Origin of the sequence: Frateuria hangzhouensis (assembly GCF_026410505.1) — a bacterium.
GTDB lineage: Bacteria > Pseudomonadota > Gammaproteobacteria > Xanthomonadales > Rhodanobacteraceae > Frateuria_A > Frateuria_A hangzhouensis.
The window spans coordinates 49,631-74,639 of the sequence record NZ_JAPMIU010000001.1 but is presented as its reverse complement, the minus strand read 5'-3'; the positions used below and the strand labels follow the sequence as shown (position 1 = coordinate 74,639).

The window sequence follows — 25,009 nt, the reverse complement described above, 5'->3', positions numbered from 1 at the left end:
GTCGATGGCGCGCCCCTTCGCGTATCTGCCCTGTTGGGAACCTCGACATACCCTCAAGGGCGTCTCGCGAAAGCGGGAATCCATTTTGACCCTGCGACCCGCGTTCGCTGTTGAAAAACGCCTCCCGCTTTCGCGGAATGACGAAAAAAATCGGCCGCATAGGCGGCATCGACCGGCAACGCACGGATCAGGCAGCCACGCGCTCCAGCACGGCCACAGGCAGCGTTGTCAGCCAATCGGCGGGATCCAGCACCTCGCCCACGACGGCATCGCCCTCGCCCAGCAAGTTGCGGTAGCGGCCCGGCGACAGACCGCGCACGCGCAGGACCGGCGGTAGCAATGCAGCCGATGCAGCGGCATCCCATCGCGGTTCACGAACGTCCAGCAGGAGGCCGGCCGTGTGGCGCAGGGCGAGCACGATGATGGCGTCGCCATCCAGCCCCCGCTCGAAGGCAAGTAGCCGGTCGTTGGGCTGGTCTACCGCAAGTGCGCGGTAACCGCCTCGGGCGAATACGTCGGGGTGGCGCATGCGAAGCTGCAGCAGTTCGCGGACCACGCGCTGTTTGAGACCGCCGTCGTGCCAGCCGCGCACCAACTCACGCCACGGGGGAACGTCGGCGAGCGCACGGGTTCGCGCGTCGAAGTCAACCGGTCGCCGGTTGTCCGGGTCGACCAGGCTGAAATCCCAGAACTCGGTGCCCTGGTAGGTGTCCGGCACGCCGGGCGTGGTCAGGCGCAGCGTGGTTTGCAACAGGCTGTTGGCGGCGCCGGCGGCGGCGATGCGTTGCACGAAGGCGTGCAGTTCGCCGGCAAAATCGTTGCCCGGCGCCAGCAGCGCGGCGAGGAAGGCCTCGCAGGCGTCTTCGTACGGTTCGTTGGGCAGGCTCCAGCGGGTACTGCGTTTGGCCTCGCGCACGGCCTTGCGCTGCCATTGGGCGATGCGCTCGAGGAAGGCGTCCAGGCCGGCTGAGTCGTCCGGCGCCAGGGTCAGTGGCCAGGCGCCCACCAGGGTCTGGTAGAGCATGTACTCGTCTGCCGCAGACGGCGCCGGCGCGTCGTCGACCGGCAAGCGCAAGGGTGCGTTGCGCTCGCGCCAGCGCGTCACCGTGCTGGCCCAGTGCGGCACAACGGCGGCTTGCGACAGCACGGCAAGGCGCGCGCGGGCATCCTCGCCACGCTTGTGGTCGTGGGTGGCGGTGGCCAGCAGGTTGTGCGGGCAGTCGCGTGCGCGTTCGGCGCACAGCGCATGGAAGCTGGGAATGTCCAGCGCCAGATGGCCGGGATCGGCGCCGACCTCATTGCGCGAGAGCAGGCGGCCGTAGCGGTAGCAGGCGGTGTCTTCGACTGCCTTGGCGGCCATCGGCGAGGTGGCCTGCTGGAAGATCCGCATCGCCCGTTCGCGCGCCTGGCGCACGCGGCCCGGCGGCAACCCGCGCGGGGCCTGCCCGCCAAGCCAGGCGGCCACGTCGGCCAGCAGCTCGCGGTCCTCGATGCGCACGTGGCGGCGTGCCCGGCTGTAGGCCTGCTGGAACACCGCCTCGTCGACCGCGTCGCGGCCCAGGCCGCCGGCGTAGGTGCGGTACACCGGGAAATGCACCAGCAGCTCGACCAGCACGCGGCGGATCGCCGGCAGGCTGACGTCGCGGGTGTCCACGTCGGCGCGGGCGGCGTCGAACAGCGAGCGCGCGGTGCGGTCGAGTTCGGCCTCGAAACTGTCCACCACGATCTGCCGCCGCGCCGCTCGCGCCACCGCGGCAAAATCGGCGCGCTCGCCACTGATCGCCTGCCACAGCTCGGTCAGCATCCCTTCGCCCGCGCCATCGTGCAGCAGCGCGCCGACCTGGTCCATGAACTCGTAGCCGGTGGTGCCGTCCATGCGCCAGTCCGGGCGCAGCCGCTCATCCTCGGCCAGGATCTTCTCGACCACCACGTAAGCGGGCCCGCGCGGCGCATCGGCCGGGCGCTGCCCCTGCAGGCGGCGCAACCGGTGGCGCAGTTGCCGGCAATAGCGGTGCGGGTCGGCCAGGCCATCGACATGGTCCACCCGCAGGCCGTCGACCAGGCCTTCGGCATAGAGCCGGAACACCAGTGCATGGGCGTCCTCGAACACGCGCGTGCGGTCCATGCGCAGGCCGGCCAGTTCGTTGATGTCGAAGAAGCGGCGGTAGTCGACCATGTCGTTGGCGAGCTTCCACAGCGCCAGGCGGTAGTGCTGCTGTTCCAGCAGCGCGTGCAATTGCCGGAAGCCCGGCTCGCAGGCGGCATCGTGCGCGGCCAGCACGGCGGCCGGCTGCCCTGCCCCGCGCAGCGCTTCGACGGTGGCGGGCGAGAGCGGCAGCGGGTTGTCGTGCACGCGCAGTGCAAAGCCTTCGCCGTCTCGCGCCAGCCTTATGTCGCCATCGCGCAGCGCCTGCGCGTAGGGCTTGCCCAGGATCGGCAGCAGCACGTGTCCGCGCACCAGCGGATCGGGACTGCGCCAGTCGATGTCGAAATATGTGGCGTAGCGGCTGGCGCGGCCGTGGCGCAGCACGTCGATCCACCAGGCGTTGCCGGGGCCGGCGAACATGTGGTTCGGAACGATGTCCAGCACCAACCCCATGCGGTGCGCGCGCAGGCGCCCGACCAGCCGGCGCAGCGCGGGTTCGCCGCCGAGCTCGGGGTTGACGTGGTGATAGTCGATGACGTCGTAGCCGTGGCTGGAGCCAGGGCGCGCAGTGAACAGCGGCGAGGCGTAGAGGTGGCTCACGCCCAGGTCGGCGTAGTAGCCGACCCGGTCGGCGGCATCGTCCAGGGTGAAACCGGGATGGAATTGCAGCCGCGCCAGGGCGCGAGGTGGGCCGGCTGGGGGCGACGTCGGGTTCATGGGCGGCCCGGACGTCGCGCCCTTCGACTTCGCTTCGCTACGCTCAGGATGAACGGTTTCCCTGAGGCGCGGAGACGTCGTCGAAGCGAGATCTGAAGCCCTCCCTCCTCGGGGGAGAGGGTTTGGGTGAGGGGCCAATCTTGCGCGGAGCCCACCAGAAAATGCTCCCACCCCGACGGCGAGCATGCCATCACGACCCGCTCCTCGCCGCGGCCACCGCGCGGCAACAGGCCTGTGCCACCGGGCCCTCGAACAGCAGAGAGGAGGTTTCCGGCAGGCGCCGGCGCCAGTTCGGGTGCAGCGCATCGGTGGGACCGGGCAGATTCGGTTGTTCCGACAGCGCCAGCAGGTCCTCTGCCGGAATGATGACCAGCGGCGCGGGGGCGCGGGCGACATGGCCGGCGGCGGCGATCGCCACGGGCATCACCTCGTCCGGCGACGGCGGATGGTTCTCCTCGGGCGTACCGCCCGCCTCGGCGGCAGCGCCCGAGGCGCACATCGCGCGCCACAGGCGATCGCGATCCACCGCCCGTTCGGCGATCTCGTCCACGCCCGGTTCGGCCAGCCCTGCGCGCGCGCGCCACTCGATATCGCGCCCGCTCCACCAGCCGGCCACCGTCGCCACGTCGTGGGTGGAGGTGGTGGCCATCGCGTCGGACGACCAATGCCTGGGCGCGACGAATCCCAGGTCAGCCGCGCGCTCGAACCACAGCACCCGGATGCCGAGCACGCCTTCGCCCGCGATGCGCTGGCGGAAATCGGCCGGCACGGTGCCCAGGTCTTCGCCGATCACCACCGCCCGGTTGCGATGCGATTCGATGGCGAGCAGCCGCAGCATGTTTTCGAACGGATAGCGCACGTAGGCGCCTTCGGTGGCACCGAAGCCATGCGGTACCAGCCACAGGCGCTTGAGGCCCAGCACGTGATCGATACGTACCCCGCCGGCATGCGCCATGGCGGTGCGCAGCATCGCGAGGTAGCCGGCGTAGCCGCTGCGTTTGAGGCCCGCGGGCGAGAAGGTGGTCAGGCCCCAGTCCTGTCCGTTGCGGTTGAGCAGGTCCGGCGGCGCGCCCACCGACAGGCCGTGCAGCAGTTCGCCCTGGTGGCTCCAGGCCTGGCTGCCGCCGGGGTCGGTGCCGACGGCCAGGTCCGAGATCAACCCGATCGCCATGCCCGAGGCGCGCGCGGTCTTCTGGGCGTCGTCCAGGCCGCGCGTGGCCAGCCATTGCAGGAAGGCGTGGAAGGCCACCTCGCGGCTGTGCTCGCGCGCGAACGTGGCGACCTCGGGGCTCGCCGGGTCGTGGTATTCCGCCGGCCACGCCTGCCAGCCTCCGGGCACGTCATGGGCGCGGAAATGTACTTGCAACGCCTCGAAGCGAGCATGGCGTTCCAGCGCCTCGCCCTGCTCGCGGCGGAAGGCCTTCAACTCCCCGGTGAGTTTGGAATCACCCAGCGACCACTCGAACAGCGTGCGCAGCAGGGTCATGCGCGCGCGCGCGGTGCGCGGCCAGTCGATGAGGTCCAGCCATTCGAGTTCGGCCATTTCCTGGCGCAGGTTGTGTGCGTCGGTGACCGTGCGCAACGCCGCCGCGCCGCCCACGCGGGCGGGGTCGACATACAGCGCGTTGAGAAACAGCCGGCTCGATGGCGCGTATGGGCTGTAGCGCTCGGGCGCGGCGGCGAAAAGCGCATGCACCGGGCTGATCGCCAGTGCGTCGGCGCCATGTGCGGCGGCGGCGCGCGCGCACTGTTCCAGCGCGGTGAAATCGCCGATGCCGCCGTCGCCGGGGCGACGCAGGCTGGCCAGTTGCACGGCCACGCCCCACGGGCGGCTTGCGTCGGCGAGGTCGGCGACGCCGAAGGCGCGTTGCGGCGCGACGGCGAGCGTGCAGGAGTCTTCGCCCAACAGCAGGCGGTAATAGCCGGAAGCTTCCGGTGCGCGCAACGCGCGTTCGTCCGCTGCGACGATGCCCTCGTGCACCAGCCTGCCCTGCTCGTCCTCGATGCGGTAGCGCCGCGGTTCCAGGGCGGGCGTGAGCGGGACCGGCTTGCCGGCGTCGGCCACCAGCAGGCGCGGCAGTTGCGTGCTCTCGCGCTCGCGGCGGAGTCGCTCGAGGCTGGCGTCGATGTCGTCCTCGCTCGCGCACGCCACGCCGAGCTGCTCGAGCACCGCGCGCACCGTGGGTGGCGCTACTTGCTGCGGACGGTCGTTGGCGTCGCGCCAGTGCACGTCGACGCCGGCTTGTTCGGCCAGGGCGGCGAGGCGGGAATCGAGGTCGCTCACGACTGCCCTCGTTGAACCCGGCGGGCGAAATCGGGTTGCGCTCCTGCGGGAGCGCGCGGGATGGTGGCGAAGCTCATGCCGAAGGTTCCAGGAATACGAGGGTGCAGGCGGGCGGCAGGCGGCCGGCACGAAACGCGGCGATGGCCGCCGGGTTGCCGTGCAACCATTGCGTACCGGCCGTGGGCGTGACGTCGATGGCGGCGGGCGTGTCACCCAGGTTGCAGTAGATGCACAACACTGCCCCGCCGAGCCGCCAGCTTGCGTGCAGCGCGCGCTTGCCCAGCGCGAATGCCCCCATGGCTTGCGCGTGCTGCAGGTGCGGCGCCAGATGGCGCTGGCGCTGGGCGAGCAACTGGCGCACCAGCGTGAGCCGGGCGAGCCCTTCCGGGCTGGCGGCGTCGTGCGGATCGAGGCGCGAGCGCTCGAAGGTGGAGGCCGCATTGGGATCGGGCAGCGTCTCGGCCTGCCCATAGCTTTCGAACTCGGCGAACTCCTTGCGGCGCCCTTCCCGCACGGCATCGCGAAGCGCCTCGGTCTGGTGATCGGTGAAGTAGAGGAAAGGCGTGCGGCTGCCCCACTCTTCGCCCATGAACAGCATCGGTACCGGTGGTGCGAGCAACAGCAATGCGCATGCGGCCTCCAGCACGGCCGGTTCGCAGAGCGAGGTCAGCCGCTCGCCGAGCGCGCGGTTGCCGATCTGGTCGTGGTTCTGCAGAAAGTGGATGAAGCACAGCGGGCTCAAATCGCCACTCGGTTCGCCGCGCGGCTTGCCGCGCATCGGCTCGCCCTGCCAGGCGAAGCCCTCGCCCAGGCAGCGCACGAGCTTGCCCATCGGGTCGTCGGCATAGGCGCCGTAGTAACCGGCGGATTCACCGGTGAGCAGCACATGCAGTGCATTGTGGAAGTCGTCGTTCCACTGTGCGTCGAACCGGCCCGATCCGAGCAGGTGTGCCTGGTTGGCCTCGTTTTCCAGGATCAGGTGGACCTGCCGTCCACTCATCGCCGCACGCACGCGGGCGGCGAGCGACAGCAGCCAGGCCGGGTCGTGCAACGCGTGCACCGCATCCAGCCGCAGACCGTCGAAGCGGTATTCCTCCAGCCAGTACAGTGCGTTGTGCACGAAGAAATCGCCTACTTGTGGCAATGCCACGTCGATGGCCGCACCCCACGGCGTGCCGGGCCCTTCGCTGCGGAAGAACGCCGCGGCGTACTCGCCCAGGTAATTGCCGTCCGGGCCGAAGTGGTTGTAGACCACGTCCAGGATCACCATCAGCCCCAGGCCGTGGGCGGCGTCGATGAGCGCCTTGAGCTCGTCCGGCGTGCCGTCGGCGGCGGCCGGCGCGAACGGCAGCACGCCGTCGTAACCCCAGTTGCGGCGGCCCGGGAATTGCGCGATGGGCATCAATTCGATGGCGGTGATGCCCAGCGCCTGCAGGCGCGGCAGCGTCGCCTGCACGCCGCGGAAGCCGCCGCAGGCGCCCACGTGCAGCTCGTAGAGGACGGCCTCGTGCCAGGGGCGGCCGCGCCAGTCGGCGTGTTGCCAGGGGTAGGCAGCCGGATCGACCACCACGCTGGCGCCGTGGACGTCGCCGTCTTGCTGCAGGCGCGAAGCCGGATCGGGCACGCACAGCTCCGGCCGGATGCGGTAGCGGTAGCGGGTTCCGGGCGGCGCCTGGCGAACGCACTCGTGCCAGCCGTCATCCAGCGCGGACATGGCGTGCGTGCTCTCCTCGAACACCAGTTCCACCTGGTCGGCATCGGGTGCCCACAACCGGAAGCGGGTGCGTCCGTCGTCCTGCAGCTGCGCGCCGTAGGGCATCGCGTGACGGAAGTGGCCGCTCATGCACCGTCCTGCCGCGGCGCGGCGGAAAGCAGCATGACACTCGATCCCTTCAGCTCGATCGTGCCCTCTTCGAGATTACGCTCGGGTGCCTGGGGGTTGCCGCTGTCGATACGCAGGCGCCAGGGCAGCTTCGGTCCGGGCAGCGTGAATGTGTGCGGTTCGGCGGTGCCGTTGATCAGCAGCAGGGTCGCGTCGATGTGGCGTTTCCCCTTGGCGCTCGCGCGGCGCAGCATAAGCAGGCGTCCCTGGTCGTCGGCCCAGTCGCTTTGCTGCATGTCGATGCCGCGCTCGTTGAACCAGGACACCGGCGGCAGGCCGGGCAGCAGCTCGGGGCCGTCATGCATGAAATCGGCGGCGCGCAGGGTCGGATGCTGCTCGCGCAGGCGGATCAGCCGGGCAACAAAGTCGGTCAAGGCGCGACCGGCCTCGGACTGCGCCAGCTTCCAGTCGAACCAGGAAATCTCGTTGTCCTGGCAATAGGCGTTGTTGTTGCCGCCCTGGGTGCGGCCGAAGCCGTCGCCGCCCAGCAGCATCGGCGTGCCGTGCGAGAACAGCAGCGTGGCCAGCATCGCGCGCTTGGCGCGGCCGCGGGCATCGAGGATGGCGGGGTCGTCGGTCGGGCCTTCGGCGCCGTGGTTGTTGCTCTCGTTGTCGTTGGCGCCGTCGCGGTTGTCCTCGCCGTTGGCCTCGTTGTGCTTCTGCTCGTAACTAACCAGGTCCTCCAGCGTGTAACCGTCGTGGGCGGTGATGAAATTGACCGAGGCCCACGGCCGCCGGTACTGGTGGTCGAATATATCGGCCGAGCCCTGCAGCCGGCCGGCCAGCGCCCCGCGCAGGCCGGCATCGCCTTTCCAGAACCTGCGCACGTCGTCGCGGAACTTGCCGTTCCACTCGGCGAAGCCCGGCGGATGGTTGCCCAACTGGTAGCCGCCGGGGCCGATGTCCCAGGGCTCGGAGATCAGCTTGGTACCATTGAGCACGGGATCCTGGCGCATGGCGTCGAACAGGCCGCAGTTCTGGTCGAAGCCCTCGGCCTCACGGCCCAGGGTCACGCCCAGGTCGAAGCGGAAACCGTCGATGTGGAAGGTCTGCACCCAGTAGCGCAGCGAGTCCATCACCATCTGCAGCACCCGTGGGTGCGCGGTGTTGACGGTGTTGCCGGTACCGGTGTCGTTGATGCAGTGGCGCAGGTTATCCGGCAGCAGGCGGTAGTAGCTGAGGTTGTCCAGGCCGCGGAAGGACAGCGTGGGACCGAGTTCGCTGCCCTCGCCGGTGTGGTTGTAGACCACGTCCAGGATCACCTCGATACCGGCCGCGTGCAGCGCCTGCACCGCGGCACGGATCTCGTTGAGCGCGCCCTCGGCCAGGTAGGCCGGCTCCGGCGCGAAGAACGCCAGCGTGTTGTAGCCCCAGTAGTTGCGCAGCTTCATCTCGGTGAGGCGGCGATCCTGCACGAAGGCATGGATGGGTAGCAGCTCGATCGCGGTGACGCCCAGGTGCACCAGGTGGTCGATCACGTACGGGTCGGCCAGCGCCAGGAAGGTACCGCGCTCGTGCGGGCGGACCCGCTTGAGCTGCCGGGTCATGCCCTTGACGTGCGTCTCGTAAATGATGGTTTGCGGCCATGGCGTGTGCGGGCGGCGGGTGCGGCCTTCCCAGTGCATCGGCTCGTCCACCACCACGGCCTTGGGCATGGCCGCGGCGCTGTCGCGGCGGTCGAAGGAGAGGTCCGCGCGCGGCGAGGAGACGCGGTAGCCGTGCAGCACGTCCGACCAGCGCAGCTGGCCGGCGAGCTGGCGCGCGTAGGGGTCGAGCAGCAGCTTGTTGGGGTTGAAACGGTGGCCCTGCTCCGGCTCGTACGGGCCATAGGCGCGGTAGCCGTAGAGCTGGCCTCCGCGCAGTCGCGGCAGGTAGCCGTGCCAGACCTCGTCGGTGCATTCGGGCAGGTCGTAGCGGGCGATCTCGCGGCGGCCGGACGGATCGAACAGGCACAGCTGCATGCGCTCGGCGTGGGCGGAGAACACCGCAAAGTTGGTGCCGATGCCATCGCAGTGGGCGCCCAGTGGGTAAGGCGAGCCAGATTGCATGCGTTCGGGGAGGGTGGGCATCAGAAACCGCCCCAAGGCTCAGCCATTTGCCCCCTCCCCCTGCTTGCAGGGGGAGGCTGGGAGGGGGTTGCCCGAGCTTGCCGGAGAGCCGAAGAGCACCCCACCCCAACCCACCCCGGCGCGCAGGGGAGGGAGCCGGATCTCGCGGTGTCCGAGGTCATCGCCATGCTCATGTTTGTTCGGCCAGGTAGATGACGGTGGCCAGTGGCGGCAGGGTGAGCGCCAGCGACCAAGGTTGGCCGTGGATCGGCACTGGCTCGGCGTGGGCCTCACCCTGCCCCGCCCCTGAGCCGCCGTAGCCCGCGTCGTCACTGTTGATCGCGGCCACCCAGCGCCCGTCGAGAGGCACGCCGATGCGGTAGTCGTGCAATGGCGTCGGCGTGAGGTTGCTCACGACCAGCGCGGGGCGGGCACCTTCGGCAAAGCGCAGCCACGCGAACACGCTGTTGTGGGCGTCGTCCCCGATCGCCCAGCGGAAGCCGCGGGGATCGCCGTCCCAGGCATGCAGGGCCGGCTCGCGCGCCAGCAACCGATTGAGGTCGCGCAACAGCTGTTGCACGCCGCGGTGGCGCGGGTCGTCGAGCAGCTCCCACGGCAGTTGCGCGTCGTGGTTCCATTCGGTCGGCTGGGCCAGCTCGGCGCCGGCGAACAGCAGCTTCTTGCCCGGATGCGCCCACATGAATCCGTAGTACGCGCGCAGGTTGGCGAAGCGCTGCCAGTCGTCGCCCGGCATGCGACCGAGCAGCGAGCGCTTGCCGTGCACCACCTCGTCGTGCGAGAGCGGCAGCACGTAGTGTTCGGAATACGCGTAGACCATCGAGAAGGTCATCTCGTGGTGGTGCCAGCGCCGATGGATCGGATCGCGCGACATGTACTCGAGCGTGTCGTGCATCCAGCCCATGTTCCACTTGTAGTCGAAGCCCAGGCCGCCGTCGGTGGGCGCGCGGGTGACGCCGGGCCAGGCGGTCGACTCCTCGGCGATGGTGAGCACGCCCGGGTGGTGCTGGTGCACCACGGTGTTGAAGCGCTTGAGGAAGGCGATCGATTCGAGGTTTTCGCGGCCGCCGTGGATGTTGGGCACCCATTCGCCGTGCTTGCGGCTGTAGTCGCGGTAGAGCATGGAAGCGACCGCGTCCACGCGCAGGCCATCGATGTGGAAGCGCTCCAGCCAGGCCAGCGCGCTGCCGATCAGGAAGCCGGACACCTCGTTGCGGCCCAGGTTGTAGATCAGCGTGTTCCAGTCCTGGTGGAAGCCTTCGCGCGGGTCGGCGTGTTCGTACAGCGGGGTGCCGTCGAAGTGCGCCAAGCCATGCGGGTCGGTGGGGAAATGCGCCGGTACCCAGTCGACGATGACGCCCAGCCCGGCTTCATGGCAGCGGTCGACGAAACGGGCGAAGGCTTCGGGCGGGCCAAAGCGCGCGGTCGGCGCGTACTGGCCCAGCGGCTGGTAGCCCCAGGAACCGCCGAAGGGATGCTCGGCGACCGGCAGCAGTTCGAGGTGGGTAAACCCCATGCCGCCGAGGTAGGGAATCAGCCGCTCGGCCAGCGCGTCCCAGGCGGGCGATTCGCCCTGTGCGTCGCGCCACCAGGAGGCAGCGTGCAGTTCGTAGATGGACAGCGGTGCGTCCAGCCGCTGGCGCGTGGCGCGGTCGGCCATCCAGGCGTGGTCGGTCCAGCGGTAGGGTGTGTCCGCGGCGACGACCGAGGCGGTCGCCGGCGGGGCCTCGGTGGCCAGCGCGACCGGATCGGCTTTCTGCTGCGCCGAGAAATCGGCGCCCAGGATCTCGTACTTGTAGCGCGCGCCCGGCGTCAGCCCCGGCACGAACAGCTCCCACACGCCGTGCGGCAGGCGCAGGCGCATCGGGTGGCGGCGGCCGTCCCACTGGTTGAAGTCGCCAACCACGCTGACGCGCCGCGCGTTCGGTGCCCACACGGCGAAACGCACGCCGGGCACGCCCTCGATCGCCAGCGGGTGGGCGCCGAGCTGGCGATGCACTTCCGGGTGCTGGCCCTGCGCGAGCAGGTCCAGGTCATGCCCCTCCAGCATCGTGCCGAAGGCGTAGGGATCGTCGAGGTCCTGCACCGCGGTCGGCCAGTGCACGCGCAGGCGATAGGCGCCCTGGCCCGGCACCTCGCCGGCGAACAGGCCGTCGGCCAGCGGCGGCAACGCGGCCAGCACCTGTCCCTGGCCGTCGATCGCCTCCACCGCCTGGGCGCCCGGCTGCAATGTGCGGACCACGCGCTGGCCGTCTGCCTGATGCGGACCGAGCACTGCGAACGGGTCGCCGTGGCGCCCTTGCAGCAGCGCGTCCACCGCGCCCGGATCCAGTCGTGCGCGGTCGTTCACTTGCCCGCCTCGCCGATGCTTGCCTCGTCGGTCAGCCGCAGCAGGCCCTGCAGCGGCACGCCAAGCCAGCCCGGGCGGTTGGCCGTTTCGTAGGCGATCTCGTAGGCGGCCTTGTCGAGCAGGAACAGTTGCAGCATCGGCACCAGCGCTTCGGCGTCGACCCAGCGCACGGTGGCCTGTTCCAGTACCGCGACGTAGGCGGCCAGGAAGACTTCCGAGGCGCGCAGGCGGAAGCGCTCCAGGAACGGCGCGAACAGCGGATCCTCGATCGGCGCCACGCCCTCCTCGCCACGCAGCGCCACGGCCGCGACATAGTCGAGCGAGCGCAGGAATCCGGCCACGTCACGCAGCGGCGTGGTCTTGACGCGCCGCTCGGCCAGCGGGCGGGCCGGCTCGCCCTCGAAGTCGATCAGCCAGGCATCGCCCTGCACCACCAGTATCTGGCCCAGGTGGAAGTCGCCGTGCACGCGCGTGCGTAGCGCGCCCTCGCCCTTGCCGGCCAGGGCGTCGATGCGCTGCTCCAGCGCAGTACGGCGCTGGAACAGGCGCTCGCGTTGCTCGCGCAGGGCAGCGTCCTCGGGATCGAGGCCTTCCAGCGCCTCCATTGCGCGCTTGAGCTGTGCCCGCGCGTCGCTTGCCCAACGGCCGACATCGACGGTGCCGGCCGTTTCGGGGCGGAATGCTTCATCTTCGGATGGCTGCGCAAGCACGGCGTGCAGCTCACCCAGGCGCGTGCCGACGGCCGCCGCAAAACTGTCGTAGTCGGCCAGGATCTCCGCCCGCGCGCTGTCGTCGGATGCATGGCTGAATTCGTCCCAGGTGCGCAGCAGGTAATCCAGTGTCCAGCGCCAGGCATCGCCCTGGTTGCGCACGAAGCCCTGCAGCACCGCCAGCGCCGAGGGAATGCCGTCAGCACCCACGTGCAGTACTTCGCCCAGCAGCGGAGGCGTGTTGGCGTAGCCCACGCGGCTCAGGTGCCGCCCCATCTCCAGCTCGGGATTGATGCCGTGGGAGATGTGCCGGTACAGCTTGAGCATGCCGTGCTCGTGCACGATCACCGAGCTGTTGGACTGCTCGGCCGAGAGCCAGCGGTTTTCGAACTCCCTGGGGAAATCGATGGCGTCCAGCGCCGGCGTGCCGGTGAAGCGGATCACCCCGCCGCGCTTGAGCGGCAGCTCCATGCGCTGGCGCAGGCCGCGCAGCAGTCCGGAGACGAAGGCGTCGAGCACGAAGCCGTCGGTGAGGTAACCCACGCGGCGCCCGCGGCGCACCCGCGCCAGCGCCAGTTGCTGCGCCCGCGCCGGCGGGTTGCTGTCCTCCCAGATGATGCCCAGCGGCAGGCAGTAGCGCTCGATGCTGCCGTCGTCCAGGGTGGCGATGATCTCGGACACGACCAGATCCTCGCCGCGATCCGGCCAGGGCTGGCTGTACATCATGCTGAGCGAGGCGATGCCGCGGTCCTTGGCACCGAACCAGCGGCGCCGCCCGAGGTAGCTGGGCAGCACGTCGCGCTCGAGCGCGCCACGGTGGTGCGCCATCACCGGGCCCTCGGCCAGCGGCCCGCGCAGCACCAGGGTTTCGTAGTCGGGCATGGGCTCGGCCGGCACCTGGTGCCAGGACGGCATCTGCGCGTTGGCGCACAACTGGAAGGCGTAGAAGCCGAACGGCGGCAGCGTCAGCAGATACGGCAGCCGGCCGATCGGCGGGAACGTGGTGCCGCCGAGGATTTCCACCGGCACGCGACCATCGAAGGCGCCCAGGTCCAGTTCCACCGCCTGCAGCGTGCGCGACATGTTGGCCACGCACAGCACCTGCTCGTCGTCATGCTCGCGCAGGTAGGCCAGGATCTTGCGGTTGCCCGGGTAGAGGAACCTGATGCTGCCGCGGCCGAACGCTCGGTAACGCTTGCGCACCGCCAGCACGCGGCGGGTCCAGTTGAGCAGCGAATGCGGATCGCGCGCCTGCGCCTCGGCGTTGACCGCCTGGTAGCCGTACAGCGGGTCCATGATCGGCGGCAGCACCAGCTTGGCCGGGTCGGCCTTGGAGAAGCCACCGTTGCGGTCCATCGACCACTGCATCGGCGTGCGCACGCCGTCGCGGTCGCCCAGGTGGATGTTGTCGCCCATGCCCAGCTCGTCGCCGTAGTACAGCACCGGCGTGCCCGGCATGGTGATCAGCAGCGAGTTCATCAGCTCGATGCGGCGGCGGTCGCGTTCCATCAGCGGCGCCAGTCGGCGACGGATGCCCAGATTGATCCGCGCGCGCTGATCCGTGGCATAGGTCTGCCAGAGGTAGTCGCGCTCGGTGTCGGTGACCATCTCGAGCGTCAGCTCGTCGTGGTTGCGAAGGAAGATCGCCCACTGGCAGTTGTCCGGGATCGCCGGGGTCTGGCGCATGATGTCGGTGATCGGGAAGCGGTCCTCGCGCGCGATCGCCATGTACATGCGCGGCATCAGCGGGAAGTGGAACGCCATGTGGCATTCGTCGCCGTCGCCGAAGTAGTCCTGCGTGTCCTCCGGCCACTGGTTGGCCTCGGCCAGCAGCATGCGGTCGGGATAGTGCTCGTCGATCTCCTTGCGGATCCGCTTGAGGATGTCGTGCGTCTCGGGCAGGTTCTCGTTGTTGGTGCCCTCGCGCTCGATCAGGTAAGGAACCGCGTCTAGCCGCAGGCCGTCGACACCCATGTCGAGCCAGAAGCGCATCACGCCGAGCACGGCCTTGAGCACGGCCGGGTTGTCGAAGTTGAGATCCGGCTGGTGCGAGAAGAAGCGATGCCAGAAGTACTGGCCGGCGACCGCGTCCCAGGTCCAGTTCGACTTCTCGGTATCGAGGAAGATGATGCGCGTGCCGTCGTAGGCCTGGTCGGTGTCGGACCACACGTAGAAGTTGCGCGCGGCCGAGCCGGGTTTGGCCTGTCGCGCCCGCTGGAACCACGGGTGCTGGTCGGAGGTGTGGTTGATCACCAGCTCGGTGATCACGCGCAGGCCGCGCGCGTGCGCCGCGGCGATGAAACGCTTGGCATCGGCGAGGCGCCCGTAATCCGAATGCACCGCCTTGTACTCGGCGATGTCGTAGCCGTCGTCGCGGCGCGGGCTGGGGTAGAACGGCAGCAGCCAGAGCGTGTTGACGCCCAGTTCGGCGATGTAGTCGAGCTTGTCGATCAGGCCCTGGAAATCACCCACGCCATCGTCGTTGGCGTCGAAGAACGACTTCACGTGCACCTGGTAGATGACCGCGTCCTTGTACCAGAGCGGGTCGTTGGTGAAGCTGCGTTTGGCGGTTTTCGGGTGCGCGCTCATGCTGCGGGGCTCCCTGCACTTTGCCTTGGCCCCTCCCCCTGCTTGCAGGGGGAGGCTGGGAGGGGGTGCTCTGGAGTTGGCTGCGAAGAGCACCCCTCCCCAGCCCTCCCCTGCACGCAGGGGAGGGAGCAAAAACGGGGCGCGAGGAATGGAATCATCTGCAGCATGCTCATGCCTCCACTCGCCAGATCGCGTACGGCATGTCCCGCCCCAGCCATACATGCTGGCGCCCGCCGTGCCAGGACAGGGTGGCGTCGTGCAGCAGGTCCTCGACGGTGAGCGGCGCGTCCTCGGCCACGCTCCAGTCGGCCAGCGGCAGGTACAGGTCGGCCGCGTGGGCGTGGTGCGGATCGAGGTTGATCGCCACCAACACGCGGTCGCGGCCGCCCGGCGCGGTCTTCTCGAAGAACAGCACCTGCTCGTTGTCTGCACGCAGGAAGCGCACGCCGAGATGGCTCTGCAACGCCGGTTGCTCGCGCCGGATCAGGTTGAGCTGGGTGATCTCGGCGACGATGTTGCCCGGGGCGTCCCAGTCGCGCGGCTTGATCTCGTACTTTTCCGAGTCGAGGTATTCCTCCTTGCCCGGGATCGGCACGCCTTCGCACAGCTCGAAGCCCGAATACATGCCCCACAGGCCGGACAGCGTGGCCGCCAGCGCCGCCCGGATCAGGAAGCCGCTGCGTCCGGACTGCTGCAGGAAATACGGGTTGATGTCCGGCGTGTTGACGAAGAAGTTGGGACGGAAAAAGTCGCGCGGCGGGCCCTGCGCCAGCTCCGTGAGGTAGTCGGTGAACTCCTGCCTGGTGTGCCGCCAGGTGAAGTAGGTGTAGGACTGGTTGAAGCCGAGCTTGGCCAGCCGGTACATCGGCTTGGGCCGGGTGAAGGCCTCGGCCAGGAACAGCGCGTCGGGATACTGGCTGCGCACGCGGGCGATCATCCACTCCCAGAACGGGAAAGGCTTGGTGTGCGGATTGTCCACGCGGAAAGTGCGCACGCCCTCGGCCGCCCAGTACAGCACCACGTCGCAAAGCGCCTGCCACAGCGAGGGAACGGCGCCCTCTTCGTAGAAGTCGACGTTGACGATGTCCTGGTATTTCTTCGGCGGGTTCTCCGCGTAGCGCAGGCTGCCATCGGGGCGCCAGTCGAACCAGTCCGGATGCTCGGCCAGCCAGGGGTGGTCGGGCGAACACTGGATGGCGAAATCCAGCGCCAGCTCCAGGCCGTGTGCCTGCGCGGCGTCGCGCAGGGCGCGAAAGTCTTCGATCGTGCCCAGTTCAGGATGAATGTCGGTGTGGCCGCCCTCGGCCGAGCCGATCGCATACGGGCTGCCCGGATCGTGTTCGTCCGGCGTGAGCGTGTTGTTGCGGCCCTTGCGGAAGGCGCGGCCGATCGGGTGGATCGGCGGGAAATACAGCACGTCGAAGCCCATCGCCTGGATCGCCGGCAGGCGGCCGATCACGTCGCGGAAAGTGCCGTGGCGATCGGGGCGGTCGGTGATCGAGCGCGGGAACAGCTCGTACCAGCTGGCGAACTGTGCGGCACGGCGGTCCACCTCCAGGCTGAGCGGCGGGTGCTCCACGGCGAACGGGCGCGGGTCGGCCTGCGTCATCGCCGCATGTGCGGCCTCGGCGATCAGCAGGCGGTAGCGCGCCTCGTCATCGTCCGCCTTGGCCAGCGCAGCGCCCAACGTGCGCAGCGGCTTGCGTCTTGCCGGCGTGGCGCTGGCCGCGGTGGCCTCGACCAGCATCTGCCCTTCGCGCATCTCCAGCGCGATCGGCACGCCGGCGTCGTGCTTGGCCACGATCTCGTGGCGATAACTGGCGTAGGCGTCGCGCCAGGCCTGCACGGTGTACTCGTGCCGGCCCATGCGGGTGGGCGTGAAGCGGCCGGCCCAGCGGTCGTTGCCTAGCGGCTGCATGCGCTGTTCGTGCCACTGTTTTTCATCCAGCGCACGCCAGCGCAGCGCCACGGCGAGCTTGTCGTGGCCGTCCATGAACACGTCAGCCTCCACGGTCACCATGTCGCCGACCACGCGCTTGACCGCGAAGCGACCTTCGTCCACGCACGGGGTGACCGCTTCGATGGCGATGCGCGGTGCCTGCGTGGCCTGGGCCAACGCCTGCTTCTGAGCGGTGGTGGCGACGCGGGCGGCCACCGGGCGGGTGCGGGTGCCCTCCAGAACGCGCGTTTCGCCGGGAGCGAGCGTGACCGGCTCGGCGGCGGTGGCTCCATCGGGCGCCCGCCACTCTCCGTAGCTACTGGCCGCGCCGCCGCCAATGGCGCCGAAGTCGACCGGGGTGTCGCGATCCAGCCGGGCGTTGAACAGGGCCAGCCATGCCTTGTCGCCCTGCCGACGCAGCACGCCGATCCAGGCGTCGTCGATATGGATCGCCGCCGGCTCACGTGCCTGCGTGCCCAGCGCGCGCAACCATGCATTGATGGCGCGGATATCCGCGGTGACGTCGAGCGCCTGCTCCTCGTCGCGGGCGAAGCCGGCCGGCATCAGCCAGCCGCTGGCGGAGGCGGCGGCAAACCAGGCGGCGCGGCGATGGTGCCGTTCGGCGAGTTCATGCTGACCGGAGCCCGGCCTGGCCTCCGCATCGCCGAACGGCGCCGCGGCGCACGCAAGCGGCGGGGCGACCTCGGCCACACGGCGCAATTCGCGCGCCAGCCAGCCGGCGCGGAAATCCCACCATTCGGCCGAGCAGAATCCGTAGTCGAAGGCGACGTCCGCCAATGGCGCCAGTTCGGCCGGTGCCAGCCCCTGGGTCCAGCCCAGGAAGAGGACCTGTGGCGCCCTGCCGCGCAGGCCGTCGACCAGGTGCGCCCACCACCCCGGCGGTGCGGCATCCAGCGACAGCAGCCGTAATCCGGCCAAACCCGCTTTCAGTGCCTCGTGCAATCGCTCGCACCACCATGCCAGCGCCTCGGGCGCCACCGCGTCGTCGTGAAAGCGCCAGCGCACGCCGGCCTCGGCCGCCGGCCAGCGCGGGTCCGGCAACACGCCCGGATCGGGCAATGCGTGGAACCACTCCGGATGGTGGGCGCGGATCGTCGCGTCGGCAGGCAGCGCCCGCGCCACGTCGACGTCGAGCAGCAGGCCCAGTGCGTGCTCGCGGCAACGGCCCGCCAGCGTCGCGATCGCCGCGTAGCCCTCATCAAGCAGGCTCGCCGGTGCCAGCACGTGGCTGAAGCCGAGCTCAGCCGCATGTTGCAGCCAGGGCGAGTGCGCCCCGCTGGCGGCATCGAACGCGGTGGGCAGGCTGAGGATGCGAGGCGGCGCTGCCGCGTGTGCCGGCATGGTGGCTCCCGGGTTGGAGGATGCACGGCGCTCGCGCGGGTGCCCGGTACCGTCGCCGGCGGGCACGTCCGCTGTCCCCTTGCGCCTGGCCATCAGTCGCCGCGTCGGCGGCTGGCACCGCGCGGCCTGTCCGCGTGGCTGGCCTGCGGCCGATTGGTGTATTGGCGGACGGCTTGCGTGCTGGTGCCGACCGCGGCGATGGCCTCGCGCAGGTCGCGTTCGGAAATGCGCAACTGCTTGGACCAGTACCGCATCGCGAACGGATCTCTGTCGTTGATCGTGTTCAAGGTCCGGTCGGACGGGTTCATTGCATCACCTGTGGCCGCGCGGGGCCGCGGCAGCGCGATCATCTTCGTGGTCGTGCGCTGAAGGCGCCGTCACGGAAAGATGAGACAGTCGTAAACCGTTCCTGCACAGACGCCTCCGGGCACGACCCGCGTGCCCGGTGGCATGCGGCGTGCGGTCGCACCCGAGGGCGCTCCCACGGTCGCGCAGCGCGCCATACTTGCCCCCATGCACGCTACCCCGCTCGCCCGCTTCATCGAGAGCCATCCGCGCCTGTTCGTGCTCACCGGAGCCGGCTGCAGCACCGATTCGGGTATTCCGGACTACCGCGACGCCGATGGCGCCTGGAAGCGCACGCCTCCGGTGACCTATCAGGCTTTCATGGGCGAGGCGTCCACGCGCAAGCGTTACTGGGCGCGCAGCCTGCTCGGCTGGCGCCACTTCGGGCGCGCCGAGCCCAACGGCAGCCATCACGCGCTGCAGCGGCTGGAGGCGCGCGGGCAGCTCGCGCTGCTGGTGACGCAGAACGTGGACGGCCTGCACCAGCGCGCCGGCCATCGCCAGGTGGTCGACCTGCATGGGCGACTGGACGAGGTGCGTTGCATGGCATGCGAATGGCGACAGCCCCGCCATGAATTCCAGCAGTCGCTCGAGCGCCGCAACCCGGCCTGGTCGAAGCTGACGGCTGCCGAGGCCCCGGATGGCGATGCCGACCTGGAAGCGGCGCCGTTCGACGACTTCGACGTGCCACCCTGCCCCGCGTGCGGCGGCGTACTCAAGCCCGACGTGGTGTTCTTCGGCGAGAACGTGCCGCGCCAGCGCGTCATGCAAGCGCTGCAGGCGCTGGAATCAGCCGATGCCGTGCTGGTGGTCGGATCCTCGCTGATGGTGTTCTCCGGCTACCGTTTCGTGCACGCCGCCGCGCGCGCCGGCAAGCCGGTGGCTGCGGTGAACCTGGGACGCACGCGCGGCGATCCGTTGTTGAGCCTGAAGGTGGAGCAGCCGTGCGCCGAGGCGTTGGCGTTCCTGCTCACCTGAGCGCGCGGGCGACGTGGGGTGGGCTTCAGCCCACCGCCTGCTGGGGCAATGGTGGGCTGAAGCCCACCCTACGGACCAGCAGCACTACCGCCGCGAGCGGAAGAACTCGCGCAACATCTCCGCCGATTCGGCGGCCAGCAGACCGCCCTGCACCAGCACGCGGTGGTTGTGGCGCTCGGACACGAGGGTGTCGAATACGCTGCCGGCGGCGCCGGTTTTCGGATCGGTGGCGGCATACACCACCCGTCCGATGCGCGCATGCACCAGCGCCATCGCGCACATCGAGCAGGGCTCCAGCGTCACGTAAAGCGTGGCGCCGACGATGCGGTGGTTGGCCAGCTTCTGGCCGGCCGCGCGCAAAGCCATGATTTCGGCGTGCGCGGTCGGGTCGTGCAGCGTGATGTTGCGGTTCCAGCCGAGTCCGACGATCTGGCCCTCGTGCACCAGCACGGCGCCAACCGGCACCTCGCTCTCCGCATCGCGCGCATGCGCGGCCAGCTGCAGGGCACGGCGCATGCAGGCCTCGTCCTCGGCCGAGAAAGTTGGGGCATGGGAAAGCGGATCGATCATCGGGACCTGGCGAACGGGTGTGTGCGTAACGCGGAGACCTGGCGTGAGGAAGGTTTCAGCCTGCCGCAGTTTCGCCGCGGGGGGGGGGGCGATGGTGGGCTCAAGCCCACCCTACGTCAGGTTTCCACAGCGTCTGGAGCTCACTCCCACTCGATCGTTGCCGGCGGCTTGCCGCTGATGTCGTAGACCACGCGCGAGACGCCGCGCAGTTCGTTGATGATGCGGCTGGAGACTTTGCCGAGGAAATCGTACGGCAGGTGCGCCCAGTGCGCAGTCATGAAGTCGATGGTTTCCACCGCGCGCAGCGCGATCACCCATTCATAGGCGCGTGCGTCGCCCACCACCCCGACGGACTTGACTGGCAGGAATACGGCGAAGGCCTGGCTGGTCTTGTCGTAGAGGTCCGCCTTGCGCAGCTCGTCGATGAAGATTGCATCGGCGCGCGCCAGCAGTTCGGCATATTCGCGCTTCACTTCGCCCAGGATGCGCACGCCCAGGCCCGGGCCGGGGAACGGGTGGCGGTAGACCATCTCGCGCGGCAGACCCAGCGCCACGCCGATGCGGCGCACCTCGTCCTTGAACAGCTCGCGCAGCGGCTCGACCAGGCCCAGCTTCATGTCCTCGGGCAGGCCGCCGACGTTGTGGTGGCTCTTGATGACGTGGGCCTTGCCGGTCTTGCTGCCGGCGGACTCGATCACGTCCGGATAGATCGTGCCCTGGGCCAGCCACTTCACCTGCCCGTGGCCGGCAGCGGTGACCTTGGTCGACTCCTCGTCGAAAATCTCCACGAACAGGCGGCCGATGATCTTGCGCTTGGCCTCCGGGTCGGCGATGCCTTCGAGCGCCTTGAAGTAGCGGTCGGCGGCGTCGACACGGATGACCTTGACGCCCATGTGCTGCGCCATGGTGGCCATCACCTGGTCGCCTTCCTGGAAGCGCAACAGGCCGGTGTCGACGAACACGCAGGTGAGCTGGTCGCCGATCGCCTTGTGCAGCAGCGCGGCGACCACCGAGGAGTCCACGCCACCGGAGAGCCCCAGCAACACGTGGTCGCTGCCGACGTTCTCGCGCACGCGCGCGATCTGGTCCTCGATGATGTTGTCGGCGGTCCACAGTGTGGCGCAGCCGCAGATGTCGGTGACGAAGCGCTTGAGCAGCGCACTGCCCTGCTTCGTATGCGTGACCTCCGGATGGAACTGCACGCCGTACCAGCGCTTGTCCTGGTTTTCCATCACCGCCACCGGAATACGGTCGGTGGTGCCGGTGACGGTGAAGCCCGGCGGCGCCTGGCTGACGTGGTCGCCGTGGCTCATCCAGACGTCCAGCCGGTGCGCATCGGCGTGGTCGCTCAGCCGCTCGAACAGGCGACTGTTGCCTGCGATGTCGACCTGCGCATGGCCGAACTCGCGCTGGTCGGCCGCCTCGGTGGCACCGCCCAGCTGCGCGGCCAGCGTCTGCATGCCGTAGCAGATGCCGAGAATCGGAAGTCCCGACTCGAACACTTCCTGCGGTGCCTTGGGGGCGCCGGGCAGCGTGGTGGACTCGGGACCGCCGGAAAGGATGATGCCCTTGGCGCCGAAACCGGCGATCTGCGCGGGGTCGTGGTCCCACGCCCAGATCTCGCAATAGACGCCGAGCTCGCGCACGCGGCGGGCGATCAGCTGGGTGTACTGCGCGCCGAAGTCGAGGATGAGGATCTTGTCGCTGTGCAGGTCGGTCATGGCTCGGCCTTATAGCTCCCTCTCCCCCGGCGCAGCCGGGGGAGAGGGCTGGGGAGAGGGGGAGGCTTTTGGTGGGCGACTGGGAGGAAAAAGCAAAAGCGAGAGGCCTCCCCCTCTCCCAACCCTCGCCCCCGGCTGTGCCGGGAAAGAGGGCCTTGAAGCCAAGTCAGGAATTGAGCCGGTAATTCGGCGCTTCCTTGGTGATCTGGATGTCATGCGGATGCGCCTCGGTGACGCCGGCACCGGTCACCTTCACGAACTGCGCCTTGTGACGCACGTCCTCGACCGTGGCGGCACCCAGGTAGCCCATCGAGGCGCGCAGGCCGCCAATCAGCTGGTGGATGATGTTGCGCAGCGGGCCACGGTACGGCACGCGGCCCTCGATGCCTTCGGGGACCAGCTTGTCGGCATCCGCCTCTTCCTGGAAGTAGCGGTCCTTGGAACCCAGCGCCATCGCGCCCAGCGAGCCCATGCCGCGGTAGCTCTTGTAGGAGCGGCCCTGGAACAGCTCGACTTCGCCGGGCGATTCCTCGGTGCCGGCGAACATCGAGCCGAGCATCACAGTGGACGCGCCGGCGGCCAGCGCCTTGGGGATGTCGCCCGAATAGCGGATGCCGCCATCGGCGATCAACGGAATCTCGTCCTTCAGCGCCGTGGCCACCATGTCGATCGCGGTGATCTGCGGCACGCCGACGCCGGCGACTACGCGCGTGGTGCAGATCGAGCCCGGGCCCACACCCACTTTGACCGCATCCACGCCGGCGTCGAGCAGCGCACGCGCCGCCTCGCCGGTGACGATGTTGCCGGCGATCACCTGCACCTGCGGGTAGCGCTTCTTGACCCAGCCGGCGCGCTCGATCACGCCCTGCGAATGGCCATGCGCGGTATCGACCACCAGCACGTCCACGCCCGCATCGACCAGCGCCTCGATGCGCTGCTCGGTATCGCCGCCGACACCGACCGCGGCGCCGACCAGCAGGCGCTCGTGCGAGTCCTTGGCGGCATGCGGGTTGTCGCGCGCCTTCTGGATGTCCTTGACGGTGATCAGCCCGCGCAGCTGGAAGTCGTCGTTGACCACCAGCACCTTCTCGATGCGGAACTTGTGCAGCAGTTGCAGCACTTCGTCCTGGCTGGTGCCTTCGCGCACGGTCACCAGCTTGTCCTGGCGGGTCATGATGTTGCGCACCGGATCCTCGAGCTTGCGCTCGAAGCGCAGGTCGCGGCTGGTGACGATGCCGATGAGCTTTTCATCATCCACCACCGGCACGCCGGAGATGTTGTGCGAACGGGTCAGCTGCAGCACCTCGCGGATGGAGGTGTTGGGCCCCACGCTGATCGGGCTGCGGATCACGCCCGCCTCGAACTTCTTCACCAGGCGCACTTCGGCGGCCTGCTGCGCGGCGGTCATGTTCTTGTGGATGATGCCGATGCCACCCTGCTGGGCCATGGTGATGGCCAGCCGCGCCTCGGTCACGGTGTCCATGGCGGCGGACACGATGGGAATGTTCAGGCGCAGGTTGCGGGTGAGCCGCGTGGAGGTGTCGACGTCGCGTGGGAGAACGGCCGAGTGGGCCGGAACGAGGTACACGTCGTCGTAGGTCAGTGCCTCGGCGAGGATGCGCATGCGGGTGGGTCTCGCTGCAAAGATGGGATTATACGCGCGTGGCTGTAATGGTCGCCAGATGCGGCCAACCTGTAGGAGCCCACTTGTGGGCGATGCTCTGGCACGGATCCGGTATCGAGCCCGTTATCGAACAAGAGCATTGCCCGGGCTACGCGCGGGCTTCGGCAGCCTCGAGGGTGTTTTCCATCAGCGTGGCGACGGTCATGGGCCCCACGCCGCCGGGCACCGGCGTGATCCAGCTGGCGCGTTCGGCCGCGGGAGCGAACTCGACGTCGCCCACCAGCCGTCCGTCATCCAGCCGGTTGATGCCGACGTCGATCACCACCGCGCCGGGCTTGACCCATTCGCCCCTGACCAGCCCCGGCCGGCCCACCGCGACGATCACGATGTCGGCCTGGCGCACGAACGCTTCCAGGTCGCGGGTGAAGCGGTGGCAACAGGTCGTGGTGCAACCGGCGATCAGCAGCTCCAGCACCAGCGGACGGCCGACGTGGTTGGACACGCCGACCACCACCGCATGCTGTCCGCGCACCGGGCGATCGGTGTGCCCGAGCAACGTCATCACGCCCTTGGGCGTGCACGGGCGCAGGCCGAAACGGCGCAGCGCGAGGCGGCCGACGTTGACCGCCTGGAAGCCGTCGACGTCCTTGCCGGCGTCGATGCGATCGACCAGCGCGTCCTCGTCGATGTGCGGCGGCAGCGGCGACTGCACCAGGATACCGTGTACCGCCGGGTCGGCATTGAGCTGGTCGATCAGGGCGAACAGTTCCGCCTGGGTCGTGCTCGACGGCAGGTCGTAGTCGAACGAGCGGAAGCCGACCTGGTGGCAGGCCTTGCGCTTGTTGCGCACGTACACCGACGAGGCCGCGTCGTCGCCCACCAGCACCACCGCCAGGCCCGGTTCCGGTTGGCCCTGCGCCTTGCGCTCGGCCACGCGCCGCCCTACCCGCTCGAGCAATTCCTGAGCGATGCGTTTGCCGTCGAGGATGCGTGCGGTCATGGGCCTGCCTGTTCTGCGAAGGCGCCTATTATCCCGGGGCGACGGAACCTGCACAAACGCAACCTGTCCCGTAGGGTGGGCTTCAGCCCACCGTGCCCGGCAGTGCAAGACCACGGTGGGCTCAAGCCCACCCTACGGCCCGCGACCCATGGAGCTGTTGTGTCCCTGCCTCTCGACCTGGAACTTGCCCATGGCCCGCTGCGCCTTCGCCCGTGGCAGCCGGCCGATGCGCCGGCGCTGCACCTGGCGGTGCAGGAATCGCTGGAAACCGTCGGCCGCTGGCTGCCCTGGTGCCATGCCGGTTACGACCTGCGCCAAGCGCAGGCGTGGATACGGCACTGCCGCGAAGGCTGGATGGCGGACGAGCATTTCGCGTTCGGCGTATTCGAACGCGGCAGCAATGCCCTGCTCGGCAGCGTGGGACTGAACCAGCGCAACTTCGCACACCGCAGCGCGGCGTTGGGCTACTGGGTGCGCCAGTCGCGACAGGGCGATGGCATCGCGCGGCAGGCGGCGAGACTGGCGGCCCGGTTCGGTTTCAGGACGCTGGGGCTGGCCCGCATCGAGATCGTGGTGCTACCGGACAACCACGCAAGCCGGCGCACCGCCGAGCAGGCGGGGGCGCGCTTCGAAGCAATCGCTCGGCACCGGATCTGGACGCACGAAGCGGCCAGGGACGCGGCGGTCTATGCGCTGGTACCCGGGGATCTCGCACCGCAAGGTTGA

General features: G+C 69.2%; 14 protein-coding genes. 2 read left to right on the top strand and 12 right to left on the bottom strand.

Going from position 1 to position 25,009, the window contains the following annotated elements:
• Positions 1-187: 187 nt before the first annotated feature.
• From treY to OSC30_RS00230, 8 genes are all read right to left on the bottom strand, one after another.
• On the bottom strand, positions 188-2,863 hold the full coding sequence (gene treY, locus OSC30_RS00265) for a malto-oligosyltrehalose synthase (RefSeq protein ID WP_267169832.1): 2,676 nt from the start codon (positions 2,861-2,863) through the stop codon (positions 188-190).
• Between the two features lie 190 nt (positions 2,864-3,053).
• Positions 3,054-5,147: a 4-alpha-glucanotransferase gene (gene malQ, locus OSC30_RS00260; RefSeq protein WP_267169831.1), complete on the bottom strand. Its 2,094-nt coding sequence runs from the start codon at positions 5,145-5,147 to the stop codon at positions 3,054-3,056.
• A gap of 73 nt (positions 5,148-5,220) precedes the next feature.
• Positions 5,221-6,990 carry a malto-oligosyltrehalose trehalohydrolase gene (gene treZ, locus OSC30_RS00255; protein ID WP_267169830.1) on the bottom strand — a complete coding sequence of 590 codons (1,770 nt, stop codon included), beginning with the start codon at positions 6,988-6,990 and terminating at the stop codon, positions 5,221-5,223.
• The gene (glgX, locus tag OSC30_RS00250; protein ID WP_267169829.1) at positions 6,987-9,098 is read right to left on the bottom strand and encodes a glycogen debranching protein GlgX; all 2,112 of its coding nucleotides are present in this window, start codon (positions 9,096-9,098) and stop codon (positions 6,987-6,989) included. The genes treZ and glgX overlap by 4 nt, the downstream gene beginning before the upstream one ends.
• A 169-nt stretch (positions 9,099-9,267) precedes the next feature.
• Positions 9,268-11,445, bottom strand: coding sequence for a 1,4-alpha-glucan branching protein GlgB (gene glgB / locus OSC30_RS00245; protein WP_267169828.1), 2,178 nt, complete (start codon positions 11,443-11,445; stop codon positions 9,268-9,270).
• Positions 11,442-14,744 (bottom strand): maltose alpha-D-glucosyltransferase, encoded by a 3,303-nt coding sequence (gene treS, locus OSC30_RS00240; RefSeq protein WP_267169827.1) that lies wholly within the window; start codon positions 14,742-14,744, stop codon positions 11,442-11,444. Before treS ends, glgB begins: the two co-directional genes overlap by 4 nt.
• Positions 14,745-14,913: 169 nt before the next feature.
• Positions 14,914-18,138 carry a maltotransferase domain-containing protein gene (locus tag OSC30_RS00235; protein WP_267169826.1) on the bottom strand — a complete coding sequence of 1,075 codons (3,225 nt, stop codon included), beginning with the start codon at positions 18,136-18,138 and terminating at the stop codon, positions 14,914-14,916.
• Positions 18,138-18,353, bottom strand: a complete 216-nt coding sequence (locus OSC30_RS00230; RefSeq protein ID WP_267169825.1) for a DUF3606 domain-containing protein — start codon at positions 18,351-18,353, stop codon at positions 18,138-18,140. The genes OSC30_RS00235 and OSC30_RS00230 overlap by 1 nt, the downstream gene beginning before the upstream one ends.
• 142 nt (positions 18,354-18,495) lie before the next feature.
• On the opposite strand from OSC30_RS00230, the gene OSC30_RS00225 reads away from it, so the two are divergent.
• The gene (locus tag OSC30_RS00225; RefSeq protein WP_267169824.1) at positions 18,496-19,368 is read left to right on the top strand and encodes an NAD-dependent protein deacetylase; all 873 of its coding nucleotides are present in this window, start codon (positions 18,496-18,498) and stop codon (positions 19,366-19,368) included.
• Between the two features lie 84 nt (positions 19,369-19,452).
• Here the strand turns inward: OSC30_RS00225 and tadA are convergent, their stop codons facing one another.
• From tadA to folD, 4 genes are all read right to left on the bottom strand, one after another.
• Entirely contained in the window at positions 19,453-19,938 is a 486-nt protein-coding gene (gene tadA / locus OSC30_RS00220) for a tRNA adenosine(34) deaminase TadA (protein WP_267169823.1), read from the bottom strand.
• 140 nt (positions 19,939-20,078) lie between these two features.
• Positions 20,079-21,659: a glutamine-hydrolyzing GMP synthase gene (gene guaA, locus OSC30_RS00215; RefSeq protein WP_267169822.1), complete on the bottom strand. Its 1,581-nt coding sequence runs from the start codon at positions 21,657-21,659 to the stop codon at positions 20,079-20,081.
• A gap of 166 nt (positions 21,660-21,825) precedes the next feature.
• Positions 21,826-23,283, bottom strand: coding sequence for an IMP dehydrogenase (guaB, locus tag OSC30_RS00210; RefSeq protein WP_267169821.1), 1,458 nt, complete (start codon positions 23,281-23,283; stop codon positions 21,826-21,828).
• Between the two features lie 148 nt (positions 23,284-23,431).
• Positions 23,432-24,283, bottom strand: coding sequence for a bifunctional methylenetetrahydrofolate dehydrogenase/methenyltetrahydrofolate cyclohydrolase FolD (gene folD / locus OSC30_RS00205; RefSeq protein ID WP_267169820.1), 852 nt, complete (start codon positions 24,281-24,283; stop codon positions 23,432-23,434).
• A 159-nt stretch (positions 24,284-24,442) separates the two neighbouring features.
• Here folD and OSC30_RS00200 point away from each other — a divergent pair, with 159 nt between their 5' ends.
• Positions 24,443-25,009 carry a GNAT family N-acetyltransferase gene (locus OSC30_RS00200; RefSeq protein WP_267169819.1) on the top strand — a complete coding sequence of 189 codons (567 nt, stop codon included), beginning with the start codon at positions 24,443-24,445 and terminating at the stop codon, positions 25,007-25,009.